This is a genomic window from Ensifer sp. ZNC0028 (assembly GCF_000799055.1).
Lineage (GTDB): Bacteria > Pseudomonadota > Alphaproteobacteria > Rhizobiales > Rhizobiaceae > Ensifer.
Genome location: NZ_JTLA01000044.1, coordinates 59,032 through 75,868, shown reverse-complemented (window position 1 = coordinate 75,868; position 16,837 = coordinate 59,032). Strand labels below are relative to the sequence as shown.

Genomic DNA, 16,837 nt, shown 5'->3' with positions numbered 1-16,837 from the left:
CCCGCCGTTGCCGAGGGTGCATCGCGCGACACGCTATCCGGGGAACAAAACGCATGACCAATCAACGGCTCATCATGCTGATCTTCTTCCTGCAACCGATCGCCTTCGGCGCCTGGCTGCCGCGTATTCCCGACGTGCAGCAAAGGCTCGGCCTCGGCCCGGCGGAACTGGCGATCGCGCTGCTCGGCATGCCCGTCGGCATTCTGCTGACGCTGCCGTTTGCCGGTCGTTTCGTCGCCTGGATCGGCGGCCGTGCAACCATCCTCTACGGCTTCGTCGTCTTTCTGGCGCTCGTCTGGCTGCCGACATGGGCTCCGAACATCGAGGTGCTCTTCGTGGCGCTCGCCATTGTCGGCGCGGCGCTGACGACGCTTGAACTCGGCCTCAACGTCGAGGCCGACGCGATCGAAAAGCACTCCGGGAAGCTGATCATGAGCACCTGCCACGGCTTCTGGAGCCTCGGCATCATGACCGGCAGCCTGGTTGGCGTCGGCTTCGCGGCGCTGCATGTGGCGCCGGAATGGGCGGTGCCGCTGACGGCTGCCGGCATGTTGCCGATCAGCGTCTATTTCGCACGGAAGCTGCCGCTCCTGAAGACCGGCGAGGCCGCGGCTGCCGAGGCGGCACCATCCAGGCGCAAGCTGCCGGGCTGGGCATTGCTCGGGGTTTGCTTCTTCGTCTTCGGCATCACCATGACCGAGGGCGCCGTCGCCGACTGGTCGGCGGTCTTCCTGCGTGACATCTTCGGGCTTTCCAGCGCCAGCGCCGGTTTCGGCTACTCGATCTTCGCCTTCATGGTGGCGGCCGGGCGCTTCGCCGGCGACCGGCTGAAGGCGAGCTACGGCCCGGTTGCGGTGGCGCGCGCCTGCGGTATCGCCAGCATTACCGGGCTCATTCTGGTGGTGGTAAGCCCCGCCGCCTGGGCAGCGCTTCTCGGCTTTGCCGCCATGGGCTTCGGCGTATCGGTCGGCTTTCCCTTCGCCGTCACCGCCGCCGCCGACCAGAAGGACCGGCCGGCGGCCGCAAGCGTCGCCATTCTGTCCTTCATCGCACTGCTTGGCTTCCTGCTTGGGCCGCCACTGATCGGCCTGATTGCCGAACACAGCGACATGCGCTTCGGCCTTGGCGTGCTCGTGCCCTTCCTCGCCGTCAGCCTGCTTCTGACCGGCCGGCTCAAGCCCGCCGCCCGTGTGGGCGTGCAGGACGCCCAGCAAGCTGCCAGCCGCGCGTAACGGCTACGGCAAGACGAGAACGCAAAAAGCCCCGGCCATGCCAGGCCGGGGCTTTCGTCATTCTTCGTCTGGCGTGTCTTACTTGCGTGCCGCCATGGTGTTGTAGCTGGTGATGAGGTTGCGGTAGTCCGGGATGTGGTTCGAAAACAGCGTGCCGAGACCTTCGATGTCGTTGCGCCAGTCGCGGTGCAGTTCACAGGCAACGCCGAACCAGGTCATCAGCTGAACGCCGGCGGCGGTCATGCGCGACCAGGCGGAATCGCGGGTCACCTCGTTGAAGGTGCCGGAGGCATCCGTGACCACGAAGACCTCGAAGCCTTCCTCGATCGCCGAAAGCGCCGGAAACGCCACGCAGACCTCGGTCACCACGCCGGCGATCAGCAACTGCTTCTTGCCGGTGGCCTTCACCGCCTTGACGAAGTCCTCGTTGTCCCAGGCGTTGATTTGGCCCGGGCGGGGAATGAAGGGCGCGTCGGGAAACTGTTCCTTCAACTCCGGCACCAGCGGGCCGTTCGGGCCGTCCTCGAAGCTGGTGGTCAGAACCGTCGGCAGCTTGAAGTACTTGGCGAGATCACCAAGCGCCAGCACGTTGTTCTTGAACTTGTCCGGGTCGAAGTCGCGCACCAGCGACAACAGGCCGGTCTGATGGTCGACGAGCAGGACGGCAACATCATCCTTGTTGAGGCGTACGTAGGGCTTGGTCATCGGAAGTCCTTTCCTTCGTTTGGTTTTCATCACCGCCAGCGACCGTCGTTGCCGCTTGATCCGCTGTGATTGAACGTAAGCTACTGCAGGACCCTCACCGCAAAAAGATTGTGAATTTCGACGCAGCGTCCTATCAATAGAACGATGCAGGACCTGAACGACCTCTATTATTTTGTCCAAGTCGTGGAGCACGGCGGCTTTGCGGCGGCGGCGCGGGCGACCGGTACGCAGAAATCGCGGCTGAGCCGGCGCATTGCTGTCCTGGAAGACCGGATCGGCGTCCGGCTGATCCAGCGTTCGCCGCGCCGGTTCTTCGTTACCGATGTCGGCCGCGAATATTACCAGCGCTGCGTTGCGGTGTTAATCGAGGCGGAAGCGGCCGATGCCTTTATCGCGCAGCATCAGGGAGAGCCGCAGGGCATCATCCGGGTGAGCTGCCCGACCGCGTTGATCTCGTTCCAGTTCGGCCGGCTCTTTGCCCGGTTCATGACCGTTCATCCCCGGATCGGCCTGCATCTGGAAAGCACCAACCGGCGCGTGGACGTGATCGCCGAAGGCTTCGACGTCTCGATCCGTGTCCGGTTCCCGCCGCTGGAAAAGAGCGAGCTGGTGATGCGCAAGCTTGACGACAGTTCGCAATATCTCGTCGCCAGACCCGGATTTCTGAAGGCGCCGATTGGCGAGCCCGCGCAGCTGACGGGATTGCCGAGCCTTGCCTGGACTTCGGCAACGCACACCTATGAATGGCGGCTGGAAAGCGCCGATGGAGAGCGCGCCGTCGTCCGCCACGAGCCGCGCCTCCTGACCGACGACATGGCGGCGCTACGCGAAGCGGCACTCGACGGCGCGGGCATCGTGCAACTGCCGACGATGATGATCTGGAAGGACCTGGCAGCTGGCACGCTGGTGCCGGTTTTGCCGCAGTGGCGCCCCGCGTCCGGCGTCGTGCACGCTGTCTTTCCATCGCGGCGCGGGCTGCTGCCCTCCGTCCGTACCTTCATCGACTTTCTTGCCCAGGAATGCGCCGCCGATCGCCTGACGATCGACGAGAGCCTGGCATGGCCGGCAACGCCACCCCATATCACCGCCTAGCGCATCCGGCGGTCAAGCGGGCTCGCGTCAAAGTGCCGTCCTGGGCGCGCCTTCCACGGACCCATGCGTCGGCCGCATGGGTGCCATTCCTTGCATATCCGGCCGCAACGCACGATCTTAATGGAGAAGCCGCGTTCGACGCCGGCTCCCCTCCTGGACCCACCCCAGTCGTAGACTTTTCCCCCGGCTTCGGCCGGCGCGGCCATTTCGGCTTGAACAATAGGGAAGGTAATCATGCAGACAACTGCCAAGACTCCCGACGCCAAGACACTGGATGCCATGACGCTGGATGAACGCTCGAACATGATGGCGCTGGTAGCAGAAGCGCTCGAGGCAACGGCCGAGAAGGCCTACGAGATCGGCGACGACCGGTTCGCGGAGAACTCGATCAGCCTCGCCAACATCATCATCGGTTGTGCGGACGACCTGGTCGTCGGCGACTTGCCAGCCGCCGAACTGCTTTTGCAACAGGGCATCGCACTTCTCAGCCTGTTTCCGGGCGAACCCCGGGAATTCACCCTGCACTAGCCCGTGCGACCACGGCCGACGGCCAGTCGGCCGTGGTCAGGCGTCCCCGAGCGCGAGATCGACCGCGGCAAGCGCGTGGATCTCGGTCGTGTCGAACACCGGGACCGGGCTATCGGCCTGCGAAATCAACAGCATGATCTCGGTGCAGCCCATGATGATCGCTTCGGCGCCGGCATCCACCAGCCGTGCGATGATGGCGCGGTAAGCGTCACGTGAGCTGTCCTTGACGATACCGGCCACGAGTTCGCGGTAGATGATCTCGTGCACCTTCGCCCGGTCTTCCGCCTCCGGCACCAGCACATCGAGACCGAATTTTTCCGCCAGGCGACCCTTGTAGAAGTCCTGCTCCATGGTGAAGGCCGTTCCGAGCAGGCCGACCTTGCGAAGGCCTGCCGCCTTGATCTTCTCTGCCGTCGGGTCGGCGATATGCAAGAGCGGAATGGAGACGGCGGCCGAAACGTCCGCTGCCATCTTGTGCATGGTGTTGGTGCAGATCATCAGGAAATCGGCTCCGCCGGCCTCAAGACGCCGCGCCGCGGCGATCATCTCGCCCGTTAAAGCCGGCCAGTCGCCGTGATGTTGCAGGCGCTCGATCTCGCCGAAGTCCATCGACCACATCAGCGATTTCGCCGAGTGCACGCCACCGAGGCGCTCGCGAACCGTCTCGTTGATGATCCGGTAGTACTCCGCCGAACTCTCCCAGCTCATGCCGCCAATCAGGCCGATGACCTTCATTTTCCTCTCCCTTTTCAATCCGGACTCCGGGCTAACAAATCCCACGCCTTCGCGATAGCTCCCGCCCGTTTATGCACCTCCAAGATAAGGGTTGCCGCTCGCCGCTGCCGAAGGTTGTGACACGACGACGACAGCCGGTTGACATTTGCGGCTTTGTGCCGTTTTATATTCCAAAATAAAGAACGACATAGCATAACTATGGAATATGAGGAGGAGCAAATATGAAATCGACTAAACTCGCATTGCTTATTGGAACCGCATTGGTGGCATCGGCAACCCTCGCCTTTGCACAGGAAAAGGGCGGCGTGATCACCGTCGCAACCGTCGGCGAACCGCCGACCCTTGACCCGATGGCATCGACGGCCGACCTCGTCGGCATCGTCTCGCAACACATTTTCGAAACGCTCTACACCTTCGACAAGGACTGGAAGCCGACGCCGCTGCTCGCCGCCAGCCTGCCGGAGATCAACGCCGACGGCAAAACCTACACGATCAAGCTGCGTTCGGGCGTCAAGTTCCACGACGGCACCGATCTCGACTCGAAGGACGTCGTCGCCTCGCTCGAGCGTTGGACCAAGGTCGCCTCGCGCGGCAAGCAGACGGCAACGACGATTTCCGGCATCGAAGCGGTCGACCCGCTGACGGTAAAGATCTCGCTCGCCACCCCTTACGCACCGCTCGTCTCGCTGCTCGCCTTCAACAACTCCGCGGCAATCGTCCTTCCGTCCGAGAAGCAGGCCGAGCCGATGACCGATTTCGTCGGCACCGGCCCCTACCAGCTGAAGGAGCGCAAGGCGGACCAGTATATCCAGCTGACCCGCTACGACGCCTACAAAACGCCGGAAGGCGAGGCCAACGGGTATGGCGGCGCCCGCCACCAATATGCCGACGAAATCCGCTTCGTGCCGGTTCCGGATCCGAACACCCGCGTCGAGGCCGCCGTTTCCGGCCAGTACGACTATGTCGATAGTCTGCCGGTCGAATCCTTCGAACGCGTCAAGGGTTCGAGCGCGTCCGAACCCGTGATGCTGCAGCCCTTCGGCTGGCCGGTCTTCGTCTTGAACTCCGGCAACGGCATGACCAAGAACCTCGACCTGCGCAAGGCGATCCGCGCTTCGCTCAGCATGGAAGACATGATGGCCGCCGCCTTCGGCACCACCGACTTCTATGCGCTCGACGCTGCTCTCTACCCTTCGCAGTTTACCTGGCGGACCGATGCCGGCACCGAGGGCGCCTACAACATCGCCGATGCGGAAAAGGCCGGCGAACTCCTGAAGGCTGCCGGCTACAAGGGCGAGCCGCTGCGCATCCTGACCAGCCGCCAGTACGAGTTCCATTACAAGATGGCGCAGGTCGCCGCCGAGTATCTGAAGCTCGCCGGCTTTACCGTCGATCTGCAGGTGGTCGACTGGGCGACGCTCACCCAGCGCCGCGCCGACCCGACGCTCTGGGACATCTACATCACCCACAGCCCCTTCCTGCCGGAACCGGCGCTGATCGGCATGATGTCGACGAAGGCGCCCGGCAACTGGGATACGCCGGCGCGCGCCAAGGCGGTCGATGCCTTCAACGCCGAATCCGACCCGGCCAAGCGCGTGGCGCTGTGGGCCGACGTGCAGAAGGTGATCTTCGAGGAAGTGCCGTTCATCAAGATCGGCGACTTCAACGCGCTTTCGGCCAAGGCAAAGACGCTTGAGGGCGTCTCGCCGGCTCCGTGGCCGTACTTCTGGAACGCTTCGATCAAGAAGTAAGCTCCCCCCTCCCAAGGGACTTCGGCGGATGTTCGGGCAAAAGCCCGGCGTCCGCCTGAAGGGGCGCGTCGCTCCGCCTCCACCTTTCGGCGGGGCGCACAGGAAAGGTTCGAGGCCACCATGTTACGCTACATCTTCCAACGGCTGATGGGCATGATCGTCGTCATGGCGATCGTCGTCACGATCGTCTTCGTCATCGTCCGCGTGACGCCCGGGGACCCGGCCGCCGTCATGCTCGGTCCGGAAGCGACCCAGGAGGACATTTCGGCGCTGCGCACCCGGCTTGGCCTCGACCAATCGCTCGGCCTGCAATATGTCTACTACATCGGACAGCTGCTGCAGGGCGATCTCGGCCAGTCGATCTTCCTCAACCAGCCGGTCACGTCGGCCTTGGCAGAGCGTGCCGAACCGACCTTCTTCCTCACCTTGTTCTCGATCCTGATCGCCTGCGCCATCGCGCTGCCGATCGGCATCTACGCCGCCTACCGGCGCGGTTCCTTCGTCGACCAGGCGGCAACGACGCTCGCCATGTTGGCGGCGAGCATACCGAGCTTCTGGCTCGGCCTGATCCTGATCCAGGTGCTGGCGGTGCGCTTCGGCTGGTTCCCCGTCTCCGGCTATGGCGGCCCCGGTTCCTCCTTCGCGGACCGCATGTACCACCTGGCACTGCCGGCGATCGCGCTCGGCGTAGTCTCCTCGGCACTGATCCTTCGCTTCACCCGCGCCTCGATGCTCGACGTGCTCGGCGACGATTTCATCCGTACCGCCCGGGCCAAGGGCCTCGGCGAACGCAAGGTGGTGATGAAACATGCGTTGAAAAACGCGCTGATCCCGATCCTGACGATCATCGGCCTCACCGCCGCCGTGCTAATTTCCGGCGCGGTCGTCACCGAAACCGTCTTCGGCCTGCCAGGCGTCGGCAATCTCGTCGTCTCCGCCGTGCTTCGCCGCGATTATCCGGTCATCCAGGGCGCGCTGCTCGTGATTGCAGCCCTTTACGTGCTGATCAATTTCGCGATCGACATGCTCTATCTCCTCGTTGATCCAAGGGTGCGCTACTGATGGCTATCACCGTATCCGCCCCCTCCGAGAGCGAGGGCCGCAAGTTCGTCCGCCGGCTGCTAAAGCGCAAGACCGTTGCCTTCGGCCTGATCGTTCTCACCGTCTTCGTGCTGCTCGCCGCCTTCGCGCCGCTGATTGCGCCTTACGCGCCCGGCAAGCTGTCGATCGTCAACCGGCTGCAGCCGCCGAGCCTGCAATGGTTCTTCGGCACGGACGAGTTCGGTCGCGACGTCTTTTCCCGCACCATCTATGCGGGACGCCTGTCGCTCTTCGTCGGTGCCGCCGTCGTCACGCTAGCAACCGTGATCGGCGTGGTGCTCGGCCTTCTTGCCGGCTTCTTCCAGAAGCTCGACACGCCGATCGCCCGCGTCATCGACGCGATGATGGCTTTTCCGGACATTCTGCTGGCAATCGCTCTGGTCGCCGCCCTCGGCCCGTCGCTGACGACCGTCATCATCGCGCTCAGCATCGTCTATGCGCCGCGGCTTGCCCGCGTGGTGCGCGCCTCGACGCTGGTCATCCGCGAGCTTCCCTATGTGGAGGCTGCCCGTGCGCTCGGTATCTCGACGCCGCACATCATGACCCGGCACGTGCTGCGCAACCTGCTGTCGCCGGTTCTGGTGCAGGGCACCTTCCTCTTTGCCCATGCGATGCTCGCCGAAGCCGGGCTCTCCTTCCTCGGCGTCGGCGTCAGCCCGGAAATCCCGACCTGGGGCACGATGATCGCTTCGGGCCGGCAATATATCGGCCAGGCCGACTGGGTGACGCTCTTTCCCGGCATCGCCATCGTGCTTTCGGTGCTGTCGCTACAGATGGTCGGGGACGGCCTGCGCGACATGCTCGACCCCCGCCTCAGAAAGGATCTGTAAGTCATGGCTAACGAAACCAGCAACAAGGGCCCGGTCCTGCTCCGGCAGGTGAAGCCCGTCGCCTTCGGAATGGCCGCACCGGCAGAGACCATCGACATCCTCGTCGACGGCGAAGGTCGCATCGCCGCACTCGGCCAGAACCTCGAAGCGTCAGCCGATATCCGCCGTATCGAAGGCAATGGCGCCTGGATCTCGCCCGGCTGGATCGACCTGCACGCCCATGTCTGGCATGGCGGCACCGACATCTCCGTTCGCCCGCAGCTTTGCGGCATGGAGCGCGGCGTCACCACGATCGTCGATGCGGGCTCGGCGGGTGAAGCCAATTTCCACGGTTTCCGCGAATACATCATCGAGCCGTCGCGCGAACGCATCAAGGCGTTCCTCAATCTCGGCTCGATCGGCCTTGTCGCCTGCAACCGCGTCAGCGAACTCTCCGACATCCGCTCGATCGACATCGACCGCATCATCGCCTGCTACCAGGAAAACCGCGAACACATCGTCGGCCTGAAGGTGCGTGCCAGCCATGTGATCACCGGTTCCTGGGGCGTGACCCCGGTGAAGCTCGGCAAGAAGATTGCCAAGATCCTGAAGATCCCGATGATGGTGCATGTCGGCGAACCGCCGGCGCTTTACGACGAAGTACTCGAAATCCTCGGCCCCGGCGACATCGTCACCCATTGCTTCAACGGCAAGGCCGGTTCCAGCATCATCGAGGACGAGGACCTGTTCGAGCTTGCCGAACGCTGCGCCGGCGAAGGCATCCGCCTCGACATCGGCCATGGCGGCGCCTCGTTCTCCTTCCGCGTCGCGGAAGTGGCGATCGCCCGCGGTCTGCTGCCCTTCTCGATCTCGACCGACGTGCATCTGCGCAGCATGAACCAGTCGGTCTGGGACCTCGGCACCACCATGTCGAAGCTGCTCAGCGTCGGCATGCCCTTCGAAAAGGTGGTCGAGGCCGTGACTCAGGCGCCCGCCTCGGTCATCCGCCTGCCGATGGACAATCTGCTTACCGTCGGCGCCCGCGCCGAATTCACCCTCTTCGACCTCGTCGATAGCGAGCTTCGGGTCTTCGATTCCCTCGGCGCCGAAGCCCATCTCAACCGCCTCTTCGAGCCCCGCTACGCGGTGATGGGCACCGATGTGGTTGCCGCCAACCGTTACCAGCCGCAGCATGTCGAATGCCCCGACCACAGCCACGGCTTCAGCCACCGCTGAGGCAAGGCACCAGAATTCAGAAATGACAGGATATCGCGTGAACAGTCTGGATCAGAAGAAGACCACCTCTGCTGCCGTCTCACCCTATGAGCGGCTGCAAGCCCTCGGCATCGATCTGCCACCGGCGCCACCGCCGATCGCCAACTTCGTCACCCATGTGCAGGAAGGCAATATTCTCTACCTCTCCGGCCAGGGCCCGCGCGAAGTCGACGGCCACCTGCATGCCGGTAAGGTCGGCGCCGAGGTTGACGTCGACAGCGCCTATCAGCACGCGCGACTGACGGGCATAAATCTCTTGGCCGTCATGCATGACGCGCTGGGTGATCTCGGACGGGTCAAGCGGATCGTCAAGCTGCTCGGCATGGTCAACGCCGTGCCCGATTTCGAGGAGCATCCGCGCGTCATCAACGGTTGCTCGGATCTGCTGATGGATGTTTTCGGAGAGGCCGGCAGCCATGCCCGCTCGGCGGTGGGTTTCGGGTCGCTACCCGGAAACATCACCGTCGAGATCGAGGCGATCGTCGCTCTGCACGACTAACGACAGGAGTTTTGATCAGTGGCTGCGCCAGCCCATCATCTTTTCGATCCGCTCGGCGGAAACCCTGACGTGATCGGCGTAGAACGCCCGGTCGTCGAGGATTTTCTGCTCGGGCAGCACGATCGAGATCGTGGCGGCGCAATTGCCCTTGTCGTCGAGGATCGGGGCGGCGACGCAGGCGACCGCATAGTCGGATTCACCCGCCTGGATCGACAGCCGTGCCGCAAGCGCGCTCTGGGCCTGGTCGGAAAGGGCGGCCGGATCGATGTCGGCGCGGCCGGTCGGCGACGTGCGGGCACAGCGGCGGAACAGTTCCAGCCGTTCATCGGCCGGAAGATGACCGACGAGCAGGCGGCCGGACGCCGTCCAGTTGAGCGGCACGCGGGTGCCGACGCGCGAGGTCACCTGGAAATGGCCGGGACCGTCGGCCATGGCGAGCACCTGCATGTAGTCGCCGTCGCGGCCGCAAAGCTGGATCGTCTCTGCGACTTCACGGCCGAGGTCGTGCATTTCGCGGGTGGCAACGCCGAGAAAATCGAGCGAGCGGGCATAGGCAAGGCCATAGTGATAGAGCCGGTCGCCGAGCCAGACGAGCCCGTCGGCGTCACGGCTGAGCAGGTTCTTCTCGACCATGTCGTCGACGATGACGTAAGCGGTCGACAGTGGCGCGCCGACGGCCTTGGCAATGGCGTAGACCCCGCTCGGCGAACCCGTTTCATAAAGGAAATCGAGCACCTGCAAGGCGCGATCCATGCCGCTCACGCGCGAACGGCGCGGCTTGCCGGTCGTTTCGGTATCGTCGGTCGGCTCGACGCCGGTCATCGTCTTGTCCACTGCTTCACTCCTGCACCGCTCGAAAGGCGTGCTGCCGGTAAAATCTCGGCTTCCGCTGCCGCGCCACCGCCGATGGCGGCCGCGTCAGATGGCGGAAAGCCTCACCCATACTTCATTACTATGGTAGATATTCCGCGAAAACGGAATAGTCTACCCGTTTCGACCGCCAGAAAATCGCCTGCCAGAAAAACATATGGAGACCATTATGCCTGACCGTGACATTCGCGAAGCTCTCGGACTTCGCCCCGTTATCAACGTCTCCGGCACGATGACGGGCCTCGGCGCATCGATCGTGGTCCCGGAAGCGATCGCGGCCATGACAGGCATACTGCCGCAGTTCGTCGAGATCAACGACCTGCAGCGCAAGGTGAGCCCGGTGATTTCGCGGCTGACGGGTGCCGAGGCCGGCTTCGTCACGGCGTCGTGCTCCGCCGGCATCAGCCTCGCCGTTGCCGGCACCATGACCGGAAGCGATCTTGCCGCCATCGAGCGCCTGCCCGACACGACCGGCCTCAAGAACGAAGTCATCCTGCAGATGGGCCATGTGGTCAGCTACGGCGCGCCCGTCGACCAGGCGATCCGGCTCGCCGGCGCCAAGCCGGTAATCGTCGGCCAGGCCACGTCCGCCTATCGCTACCATATCGAAGGCGCCATCAACGAGCGCACAGCCTGCGCCGTCTATGTCGTCTCGCATCATGTCGTGCAGTACGGACTTGTCGGCCTCAGGGAATTTGCCGAGGTCTGCCATTCCAAGGGCGTGCCGGTCATCGTCGACGCCGCCTCGGAATACGACCTGCGCATCTTCCTCGACGAGGGCGCCGACATCGTGCTCTATTCCGGCCACAAGTTCCTGGGCGGCCCGACCTCGGGCATCGTCGCCGGCAAAAAGGAAATGGTGCGCAACACCTTCCTGCAGAACCTCGGCATCGGCCGCGGCATGAAGGTCGGCAAGGAAAGCATGCTCGGCGTGATGGCGGCGCTTCAGGCCTGGGAAACACGCGACCATGCCGGCATCCGCGAGCGCGAAACCGGTTACCTGAACCTCTGGCGCGAGACGCTCGACGGCCGTCCCGGCATCAAGCCGGTGATCGAGGCCGACCCGACCAACAACCCGCTCGACCGGCTGCGCGTCAACATCGACCCGCAGGAAGCGCATATCACGGCCTGGGATCTCGCCGATGCGCTGGCGCGCGGCGCGCCGCCGATCATCGTGCGCGACCACGAGGCAGAGCACAACTACTTCTACCTCGACCCCTGCAACCTGCATCCGGGCCAGGAGAAGATCGTCGCCAGCCGGCTTGCCGAGGAACTCGACAAGGCGAGAGCCTCGAACGAGATCATCGCCACGTCGCTTGCCGAACGCAACGCACGCCGCTTCGCCGGCCTGCTGCGCTGGCCCGACTGACCCGAAGACCAACGACGATACGCAGCATCTGACGGAGGAAACGAGATGACCGAGACCAAAGCCCAGCCGGACCGTTCGACGGCACCCGTTCTCTCCGTCGAAAACCTGACGACATCCTTCCTGGTCGATGGCGCCTGGAAGCCTGTCGTCCGGGATATCTCGTTTTCCGTTGCGCCGGGCGAAACCGTCGCGATCGTCGGCGAGTCCGGCTCAGGCAAGAGCGTCACGTCGCTCTCGATCATGCGGCTCCTGCAGAAGGAGACGAGCCGCGTCGAAGGACGGGTGATGATGGGCGGACGCAACATCCTCGACCTGCCGGAATCTGAGATGCGCCGCGTGCGCGGCAACGACGTCGCGATGATCTTCCAGGAGCCGATGACCAGCCTCAATCCGCTGTTCACCATCGGCGACCAGATCTCCGAGGCCCTTCTCTGCCACAGCCCGATGTCGAAGGCAGAGGCGAAAGCCGAGACCATACGGCTGCTCGAAAAGGTCCGCATTCCCTCGGCGGCCTCGCGCTTCGACGAATACCCGCACCGCTTCTCCGGCGGCATGCGCCAGCGCGTGATGATCGCGATGGCGCTCGCGAGCCGTCCGAAGCTGCTCATCGCCGACGAGCCGACGACGGCGCTCGACGTCACCATCCAGGGCCAGATCCTCGACCTGATCAAGGTGTTGCAGGAGGAGGAAGGCACCTCGGTGCTCTTCATCACCCACGACATGGGCGTGGTCGCCGAGATCGCCGACCGCACGGTCGTGATGTTCCGCGGCGATGCCGTCGAGACCGGCAACACCGAGGACATCTTCCTTCGGGCGAAACATCCCTATACCCGCGCGTTGCTTTCGGCCGTGCCAATGCTCGGCTCGATGAAGGGCGAAAACCAGCCAATGCGTTTTCCGGTGATCGACGCCGCGACCGGGCTGCCTTCGGCAACGGCGGAAGCCACCGATACGGTGCAGTCCGGCCGCAAGCCGATCCTCGAGGTCAAGAACCTCGTCAAGCGCTTCGACATCCACGCCGGCCTGCTCGGCAAGCTCAAGGGCCGGGTGCATGCGATCGAAAACGTCTCCTTCAGCCTGCAGCCGGGCGAGACGCTGTCTCTCGTCGGCGAATCCGGCTGCGGCAAGTCGACGACCGGCCGCGCGATCATGCGGCTGATCGAGCCGGAAAGCGGCGCGGTGACGCTCGACGGCCAGGACGTGCTCAAGATGGATCGCAAGCAGTTGCGCGAAATGCGCCGCACCATGCAGATGATCTTCCAGGATCCCTTCGCCAGCCTCAATCCGCGCATGACGGTAGGGGCGGCGATTGCCGAACCCTATATCGAGCACAAGCTCGGCACCGCACGACAGGCCCGCGAGAAGGTCGCCGACCTCCTGGAACGCGTCGGCCTGCAGGCCGACATGGCGGCGCGCTATCCGCACGAGTTCTCCGGCGGCCAGCGCCAGCGCGTCTGCATCGCTCGTGCGCTTGCGCTCGACCCGAAGGTGATCGTCGCCGACGAATCCGTCTCCGCGCTCGACGTGTCGATCAAGGCACAGGTCATCAACCTCTTGCTCGACCTGCAGGCAAGCCTCGGCCTTGCCTATCTGTTCATCTCGCACGACATGGCCGTCGTCGAGCGCGTCAGCCACCGCGTCGCCGTCATGCATCTTGGCGAGATCGTCGAGATCGGCTCACGCGCGCAGGTCTTTGAGAACCCGCAGCATCCCTATACGAAGAAGCTGATGGCGGCCGTGCCGATCGCCGACCCGACCCGTCGCCATACGCGCCGCAATGTGGCGAGCGACGAGCTGAAGAGCCCCTTGCGCGCGCCCGACTATGTGCCGGCCGAACGGCATTACCAGCAGGTCGCCGACGATCACTTCGTCCAGGTCTGACGGCGCGCTTTACCGACCGAACAGCCGTGGCATCAACCGCGGGCCGACGCGCGTCCATATCGTGGGCGCGCGATCGCCGTTGCTGTCGGCGCTTCGAGATTGATGCACATCGACGGAAGCGGCCAACTTCCGCGCGCCAGGGCCGTGGCTTGCCAAGCCGTAAACATCTCCGCTCGACGAAGTTTTAGGAAACAGTCACCCACGCGATGTGGCCCAGGCCGAGTTCGACATTCGGCCAAACCATAGGTCGAATACAGACAGTAACTTCATCCTTTCGTTGCGATCCCGTTGCAAAAGACCTATAGGGGGCAGCGGGCGGGTTTCAGACTGAGTCGAGGATGAAACAATGTTTCGAGACACCAAGCCCGATCTCCTGCGACCGATTTCCGAGGTGCTGCGCGCCTATTGGCGCGCCGATCGCTGGATGCTCCTGGCCGTGGCGACGATCGTGCTCGTTTCGAGCGTCTGCAGCGTTGCCGCTCCCTATGTCTTTTCCAGGCTGATCGACACGCTGTCGCAGCAAACCCTCGTTCCCGGTCTGCTATGGGGCTTCGTGATCTATGCGACGCTTCTCGGCCTGTCGGCGGCCCTGCAGCACATGGTGCAGTATCTGTCCTTCATGACCGCGGAGAACCTCGGCTTCATCGCCAGCACCCGCTTCTTCGAGCGCATCCTCAAGAAGACGACCGCCTTCTTCGTCGAGCACAATCCAGCGCAGATCCAGAACGCCAATGCGCGCGGGCGAAGCGCGCTGATCACGCTGGTCGAGCTGGGGCTCGTCGCCTTCATTCCCGGCGCCGTCCAGATCCTGTTGACCCTTGCAACCCTCGGCGCCCTCATCAACGCCGAAGTGGTCGCGATCACGGTGATCTATGGCACGGCAGCGATAACGGTCACGCTGCTTTCCGCCCGCCGCGCCCGCGTCTATCTCGATCGGGCCGTGGAGGCCGGGCAGGAAAATGCCCGCTTCGTCGGCAACGCCATGAACGCCATGGAAACGTTGCGCCATTTCGGCAGCCACGCCTGGATGAGCCACCGCTTCGAGGCCAAGGCGCGCGAGGTGCGTGACAACTGGCGCGCCTACGTGCTGCAGCGCATCGGTTCGATCGCCCTCATCGGTCTTGGGCTGGCGATCCAGTTTGCGGTGACGTTCTGGCTGCTGCTGCCGCGCTACGAGGCCGGCGCTCTGTCGATTGGCCAGATCGTCTTGTTCAACACGCTGCTCCTCCAGCTCAACATGCCGTTCGAGATGATCGCCCACGCCATCGACGACGTCGCGCGCTCGCGCGCCGACCTGGGGCCGATGGCGAGAATGTGGAGCGCGCCGGAGGAGCGGCAGGTGTCGCACGCATCGGCCTTCACGCCACGCGAAGGGCACGTCGTTTTCGACGATGTCGGCTACGCCTATGACAATGGCCGCGGGCTGAGCGCGGTCAGCTTTGCCGCCAGCCGCGGCGGCATCACCTTTCTTACCGGCGAGACCGGCTCCGGCAAGTCGACGATCTTCAAGCTAGCGCTGAAATCGATGGAGCCGGACAGCGGACGCATCCTTGTCGATGGCATCGATCTTGCGACCATCGACCGGGCCGACTGGTACGGCGCGATTGCCGTCGTACCGCAGGACGTCGTGCTGCTGAATGAGAGCCTGGAAGACAATATCCTGCTCGGTCGCCCGCGCGACGAGGCCAGATTGCGCGAGGCCGCCGAGAAGGCGGCGATCCTCGCCTTCATCGCGGCGCTGCCCGCCGGCTTCGACACGACCGTCGGCGAACGGGGCCTGAAGCTTTCCGGCGGCGAACGCCAGAGGATCGCCATCGCCCGTGCGCTCTACGGCAACCCCGCCATCCTGTTTCTCGACGAAGCGAGTTCGGCGCTCGACGAGGCGACCGAGCGCGACATCATGGAACATATCCGGCTGCTTGCCCGCGATGTGACAGTGCTGGCGATCACGCACAGGCGATCGGTGATCACTGAGGCCGACACGGTTATCGCACTCGGCGACACCAAGGCCGCCTCGAAAGAAGTCCTCGCACCGTCCGCTGAGCGCGCGTTCTGACCGGCAGACCAACGCCAATAGGTGGCAAGGCGGAGCGATGTTCGCCTTTCATTAACGAACACACTCTAACGTTGTTCCTAATTAATGACACAACCTTAAGATCGCCCGATGTTCGGGACGTTGGAGGTTTAGAGGAACAGCCGATGATGTCCATCTCCTCCACGAGTTCCGCCGCACTCATCGTCTTGCAGCAGGTGCAGGCGCCTGTGGATCGGGGCAACGACACCAAGCCGAATGCGGTCGACCAGATCGCCGCCATCGTCAACGGAGGTACCGGCGGCGACAGCCCGGAGAAGACCAGAGCGGCGGCCCGGATCAACAGCGGACTGCTGGATGCCCAGCAAGCCAAGGGCGACGCCTCTGCCGCGTTGACCTATCTGGAATCCGGAAAGTTCAAATCGAGCGATCCCAGCGTCAAGCAGACGCTCAAGATGTTGATAAGCGAAGACAGCGAGCGCTTCGCCGCGTTGGTCGAGGAAGAAAAGGCAACAAAACCCGGCATCACGAACGACAACGCGATCGCCAATGCGATCTACAGCCTCATCGAGAGCAATCGCGAACAATTCCCGGCCGGCGAATATGTCATTGGCTTCCGCTTCGCAAGCGGCGGATCGAACATCATCAACATGCCGGATGCTAACGGCAACAGCACCCGCGGAGCCCTGTCTGCCCGCCACTCCGCCAACATAGCTGCGCTGATCACCGCGAACGAGACGGGCACCCCCGAAGGATCCGCCTCCGACGACGGCAAGATGCAGGATGCCGTCCGGTCGCTGCAGGCCAGCATGTCCGATCAAGCCGCGTGGACCAAACGTTGGCGGGACGCATTCGGCTTCTGACGCCGACCCTTCGCTTTTTCGAGCCGTTATATGCGCGGCCGTGTTCCCCAGGGAACATCGCTGAAACGATCCGACGGTAGGTTGCAGCGCCAATC

Annotated in this window: 15 protein-coding genes; 12 read left to right on the top strand and 3 right to left on the bottom strand. The window is 63.8% G+C overall.

Annotated elements, in window-relative coordinates; genetic code table 11:
- Positions 1–53 precede the first annotated feature (53 nt).
- Positions 54–1,232, top strand: a complete 1,179-nt coding sequence (locus L981_RS11250) for an MFS transporter (protein ID WP_052201748.1) — start codon at positions 54–56, stop codon at positions 1,230–1,232.
- A gap of 78 nt (positions 1,233–1,310) precedes the next feature.
- Here the strand turns inward: L981_RS11250 and ycaC are convergent, their stop codons facing one another.
- Positions 1,311–1,937: an isochorismate family cysteine hydrolase YcaC gene (gene ycaC, locus L981_RS11245; protein WP_034787558.1), complete on the bottom strand. Its 627-nt coding sequence runs from the start codon at positions 1,935–1,937 to the stop codon at positions 1,311–1,313.
- Between the two features lie 144 nt (positions 1,938–2,081).
- On the opposite strand from ycaC, the gene L981_RS11240 reads away from it, so the two are divergent.
- Both L981_RS11240 and L981_RS11235 read left to right on the top strand, forming a co-directional pair.
- On the top strand, positions 2,082–3,029 hold the full coding sequence (locus tag L981_RS11240) for a LysR substrate-binding domain-containing protein (protein WP_043615368.1): 948 nt from the start codon (positions 2,082–2,084) through the stop codon (positions 3,027–3,029).
- A 234-nt stretch (positions 3,030–3,263) separates the two neighbouring features.
- On the top strand, positions 3,264–3,557 hold the full coding sequence (locus L981_RS11235) for a hypothetical protein (protein WP_034787562.1): 294 nt from the start codon (positions 3,264–3,266) through the stop codon (positions 3,555–3,557).
- Positions 3,558–3,593: 36 nt separating this feature from the next.
- Here L981_RS11235 and L981_RS11230 read toward each other — a convergent pair whose 3' ends face one another.
- Positions 3,594–4,292, bottom strand: coding sequence for an aspartate/glutamate racemase family protein (locus L981_RS11230; RefSeq protein WP_043615363.1), 699 nt, complete (start codon positions 4,290–4,292; stop codon positions 3,594–3,596).
- 221 nt (positions 4,293–4,513) lie between these two features.
- On the opposite strand from L981_RS11230, the gene L981_RS11225 reads away from it, so the two are divergent.
- The 5 genes from L981_RS11225 to L981_RS11205 all read left to right on the top strand — a co-directional run bounded on the left by L981_RS11225 (position 4,514) and on the right by L981_RS11205 (position 9,727).
- Positions 4,514–6,043 carry an ABC transporter substrate-binding protein gene (locus L981_RS11225; RefSeq protein WP_043615360.1) on the top strand — a complete coding sequence of 510 codons (1,530 nt, stop codon included), beginning with the start codon at positions 4,514–4,516 and terminating at the stop codon, positions 6,041–6,043.
- 120 nt (positions 6,044–6,163) lie between these two features.
- Positions 6,164–7,105 (top strand): ABC transporter permease, encoded by a 942-nt coding sequence (locus tag L981_RS11220; protein ID WP_043615358.1) that lies wholly within the window; start codon positions 6,164–6,166, stop codon positions 7,103–7,105.
- Complete coding sequence (locus tag L981_RS11215; protein WP_043615354.1) at positions 7,105–7,974, top strand: ABC transporter permease; 870 nt, start codon at positions 7,105–7,107, stop codon at positions 7,972–7,974. Before L981_RS11220 ends, L981_RS11215 begins: the two co-directional genes overlap by 1 nt.
- 3 nt (positions 7,975–7,977) lie before the next feature.
- Complete coding sequence (locus L981_RS11210) at positions 7,978–9,189, top strand: amidohydrolase/deacetylase family metallohydrolase (protein ID WP_043615350.1); 1,212 nt, start codon at positions 7,978–7,980, stop codon at positions 9,187–9,189.
- Positions 9,190–9,211: 22 nt separating this feature from the next.
- On the top strand, positions 9,212–9,727 hold the full coding sequence (locus L981_RS11205) for a RidA family protein (protein WP_052201747.1): 516 nt from the start codon (positions 9,212–9,214) through the stop codon (positions 9,725–9,727).
- A gap of 15 nt (positions 9,728–9,742) precedes the next feature.
- Here L981_RS11205 and L981_RS11200 read toward each other — a convergent pair whose 3' ends face one another.
- Entirely contained in the window at positions 9,743–10,549 is an 807-nt protein-coding gene (locus tag L981_RS11200) for an IclR family transcriptional regulator (RefSeq protein ID WP_043615402.1), read from the bottom strand.
- 217 nt (positions 10,550–10,766) lie between these two features.
- Between L981_RS11200 and L981_RS11195 the strand changes: the two genes are divergently transcribed.
- From L981_RS11195 to L981_RS11180, 4 genes are all read left to right on the top strand, one after another.
- Positions 10,767–11,966, top strand: coding sequence for an aminotransferase class V-fold PLP-dependent enzyme (locus tag L981_RS11195; RefSeq protein ID WP_043615348.1), 1,200 nt, complete (start codon positions 10,767–10,769; stop codon positions 11,964–11,966).
- Positions 11,967–12,011: 45 nt separating this feature from the next.
- Positions 12,012–13,847 (top strand): ABC transporter ATP-binding protein, encoded by a 1,836-nt coding sequence (locus tag L981_RS11190; RefSeq protein WP_043615346.1) that lies wholly within the window; start codon positions 12,012–12,014, stop codon positions 13,845–13,847.
- Positions 13,848–14,193: 346 nt separating this feature from the next.
- The gene (locus L981_RS11185; protein ID WP_052201746.1) at positions 14,194–15,903 is read left to right on the top strand and encodes an ABC transporter ATP-binding protein; all 1,710 of its coding nucleotides are present in this window, start codon (positions 14,194–14,196) and stop codon (positions 15,901–15,903) included.
- A gap of 146 nt (positions 15,904–16,049) precedes the next feature.
- Positions 16,050–16,742, top strand: a complete 693-nt coding sequence (locus L981_RS11180; RefSeq protein WP_197067121.1) for a hypothetical protein — start codon at positions 16,050–16,052, stop codon at positions 16,740–16,742.
- Positions 16,743–16,837: the final 95 nt, after the last annotated feature.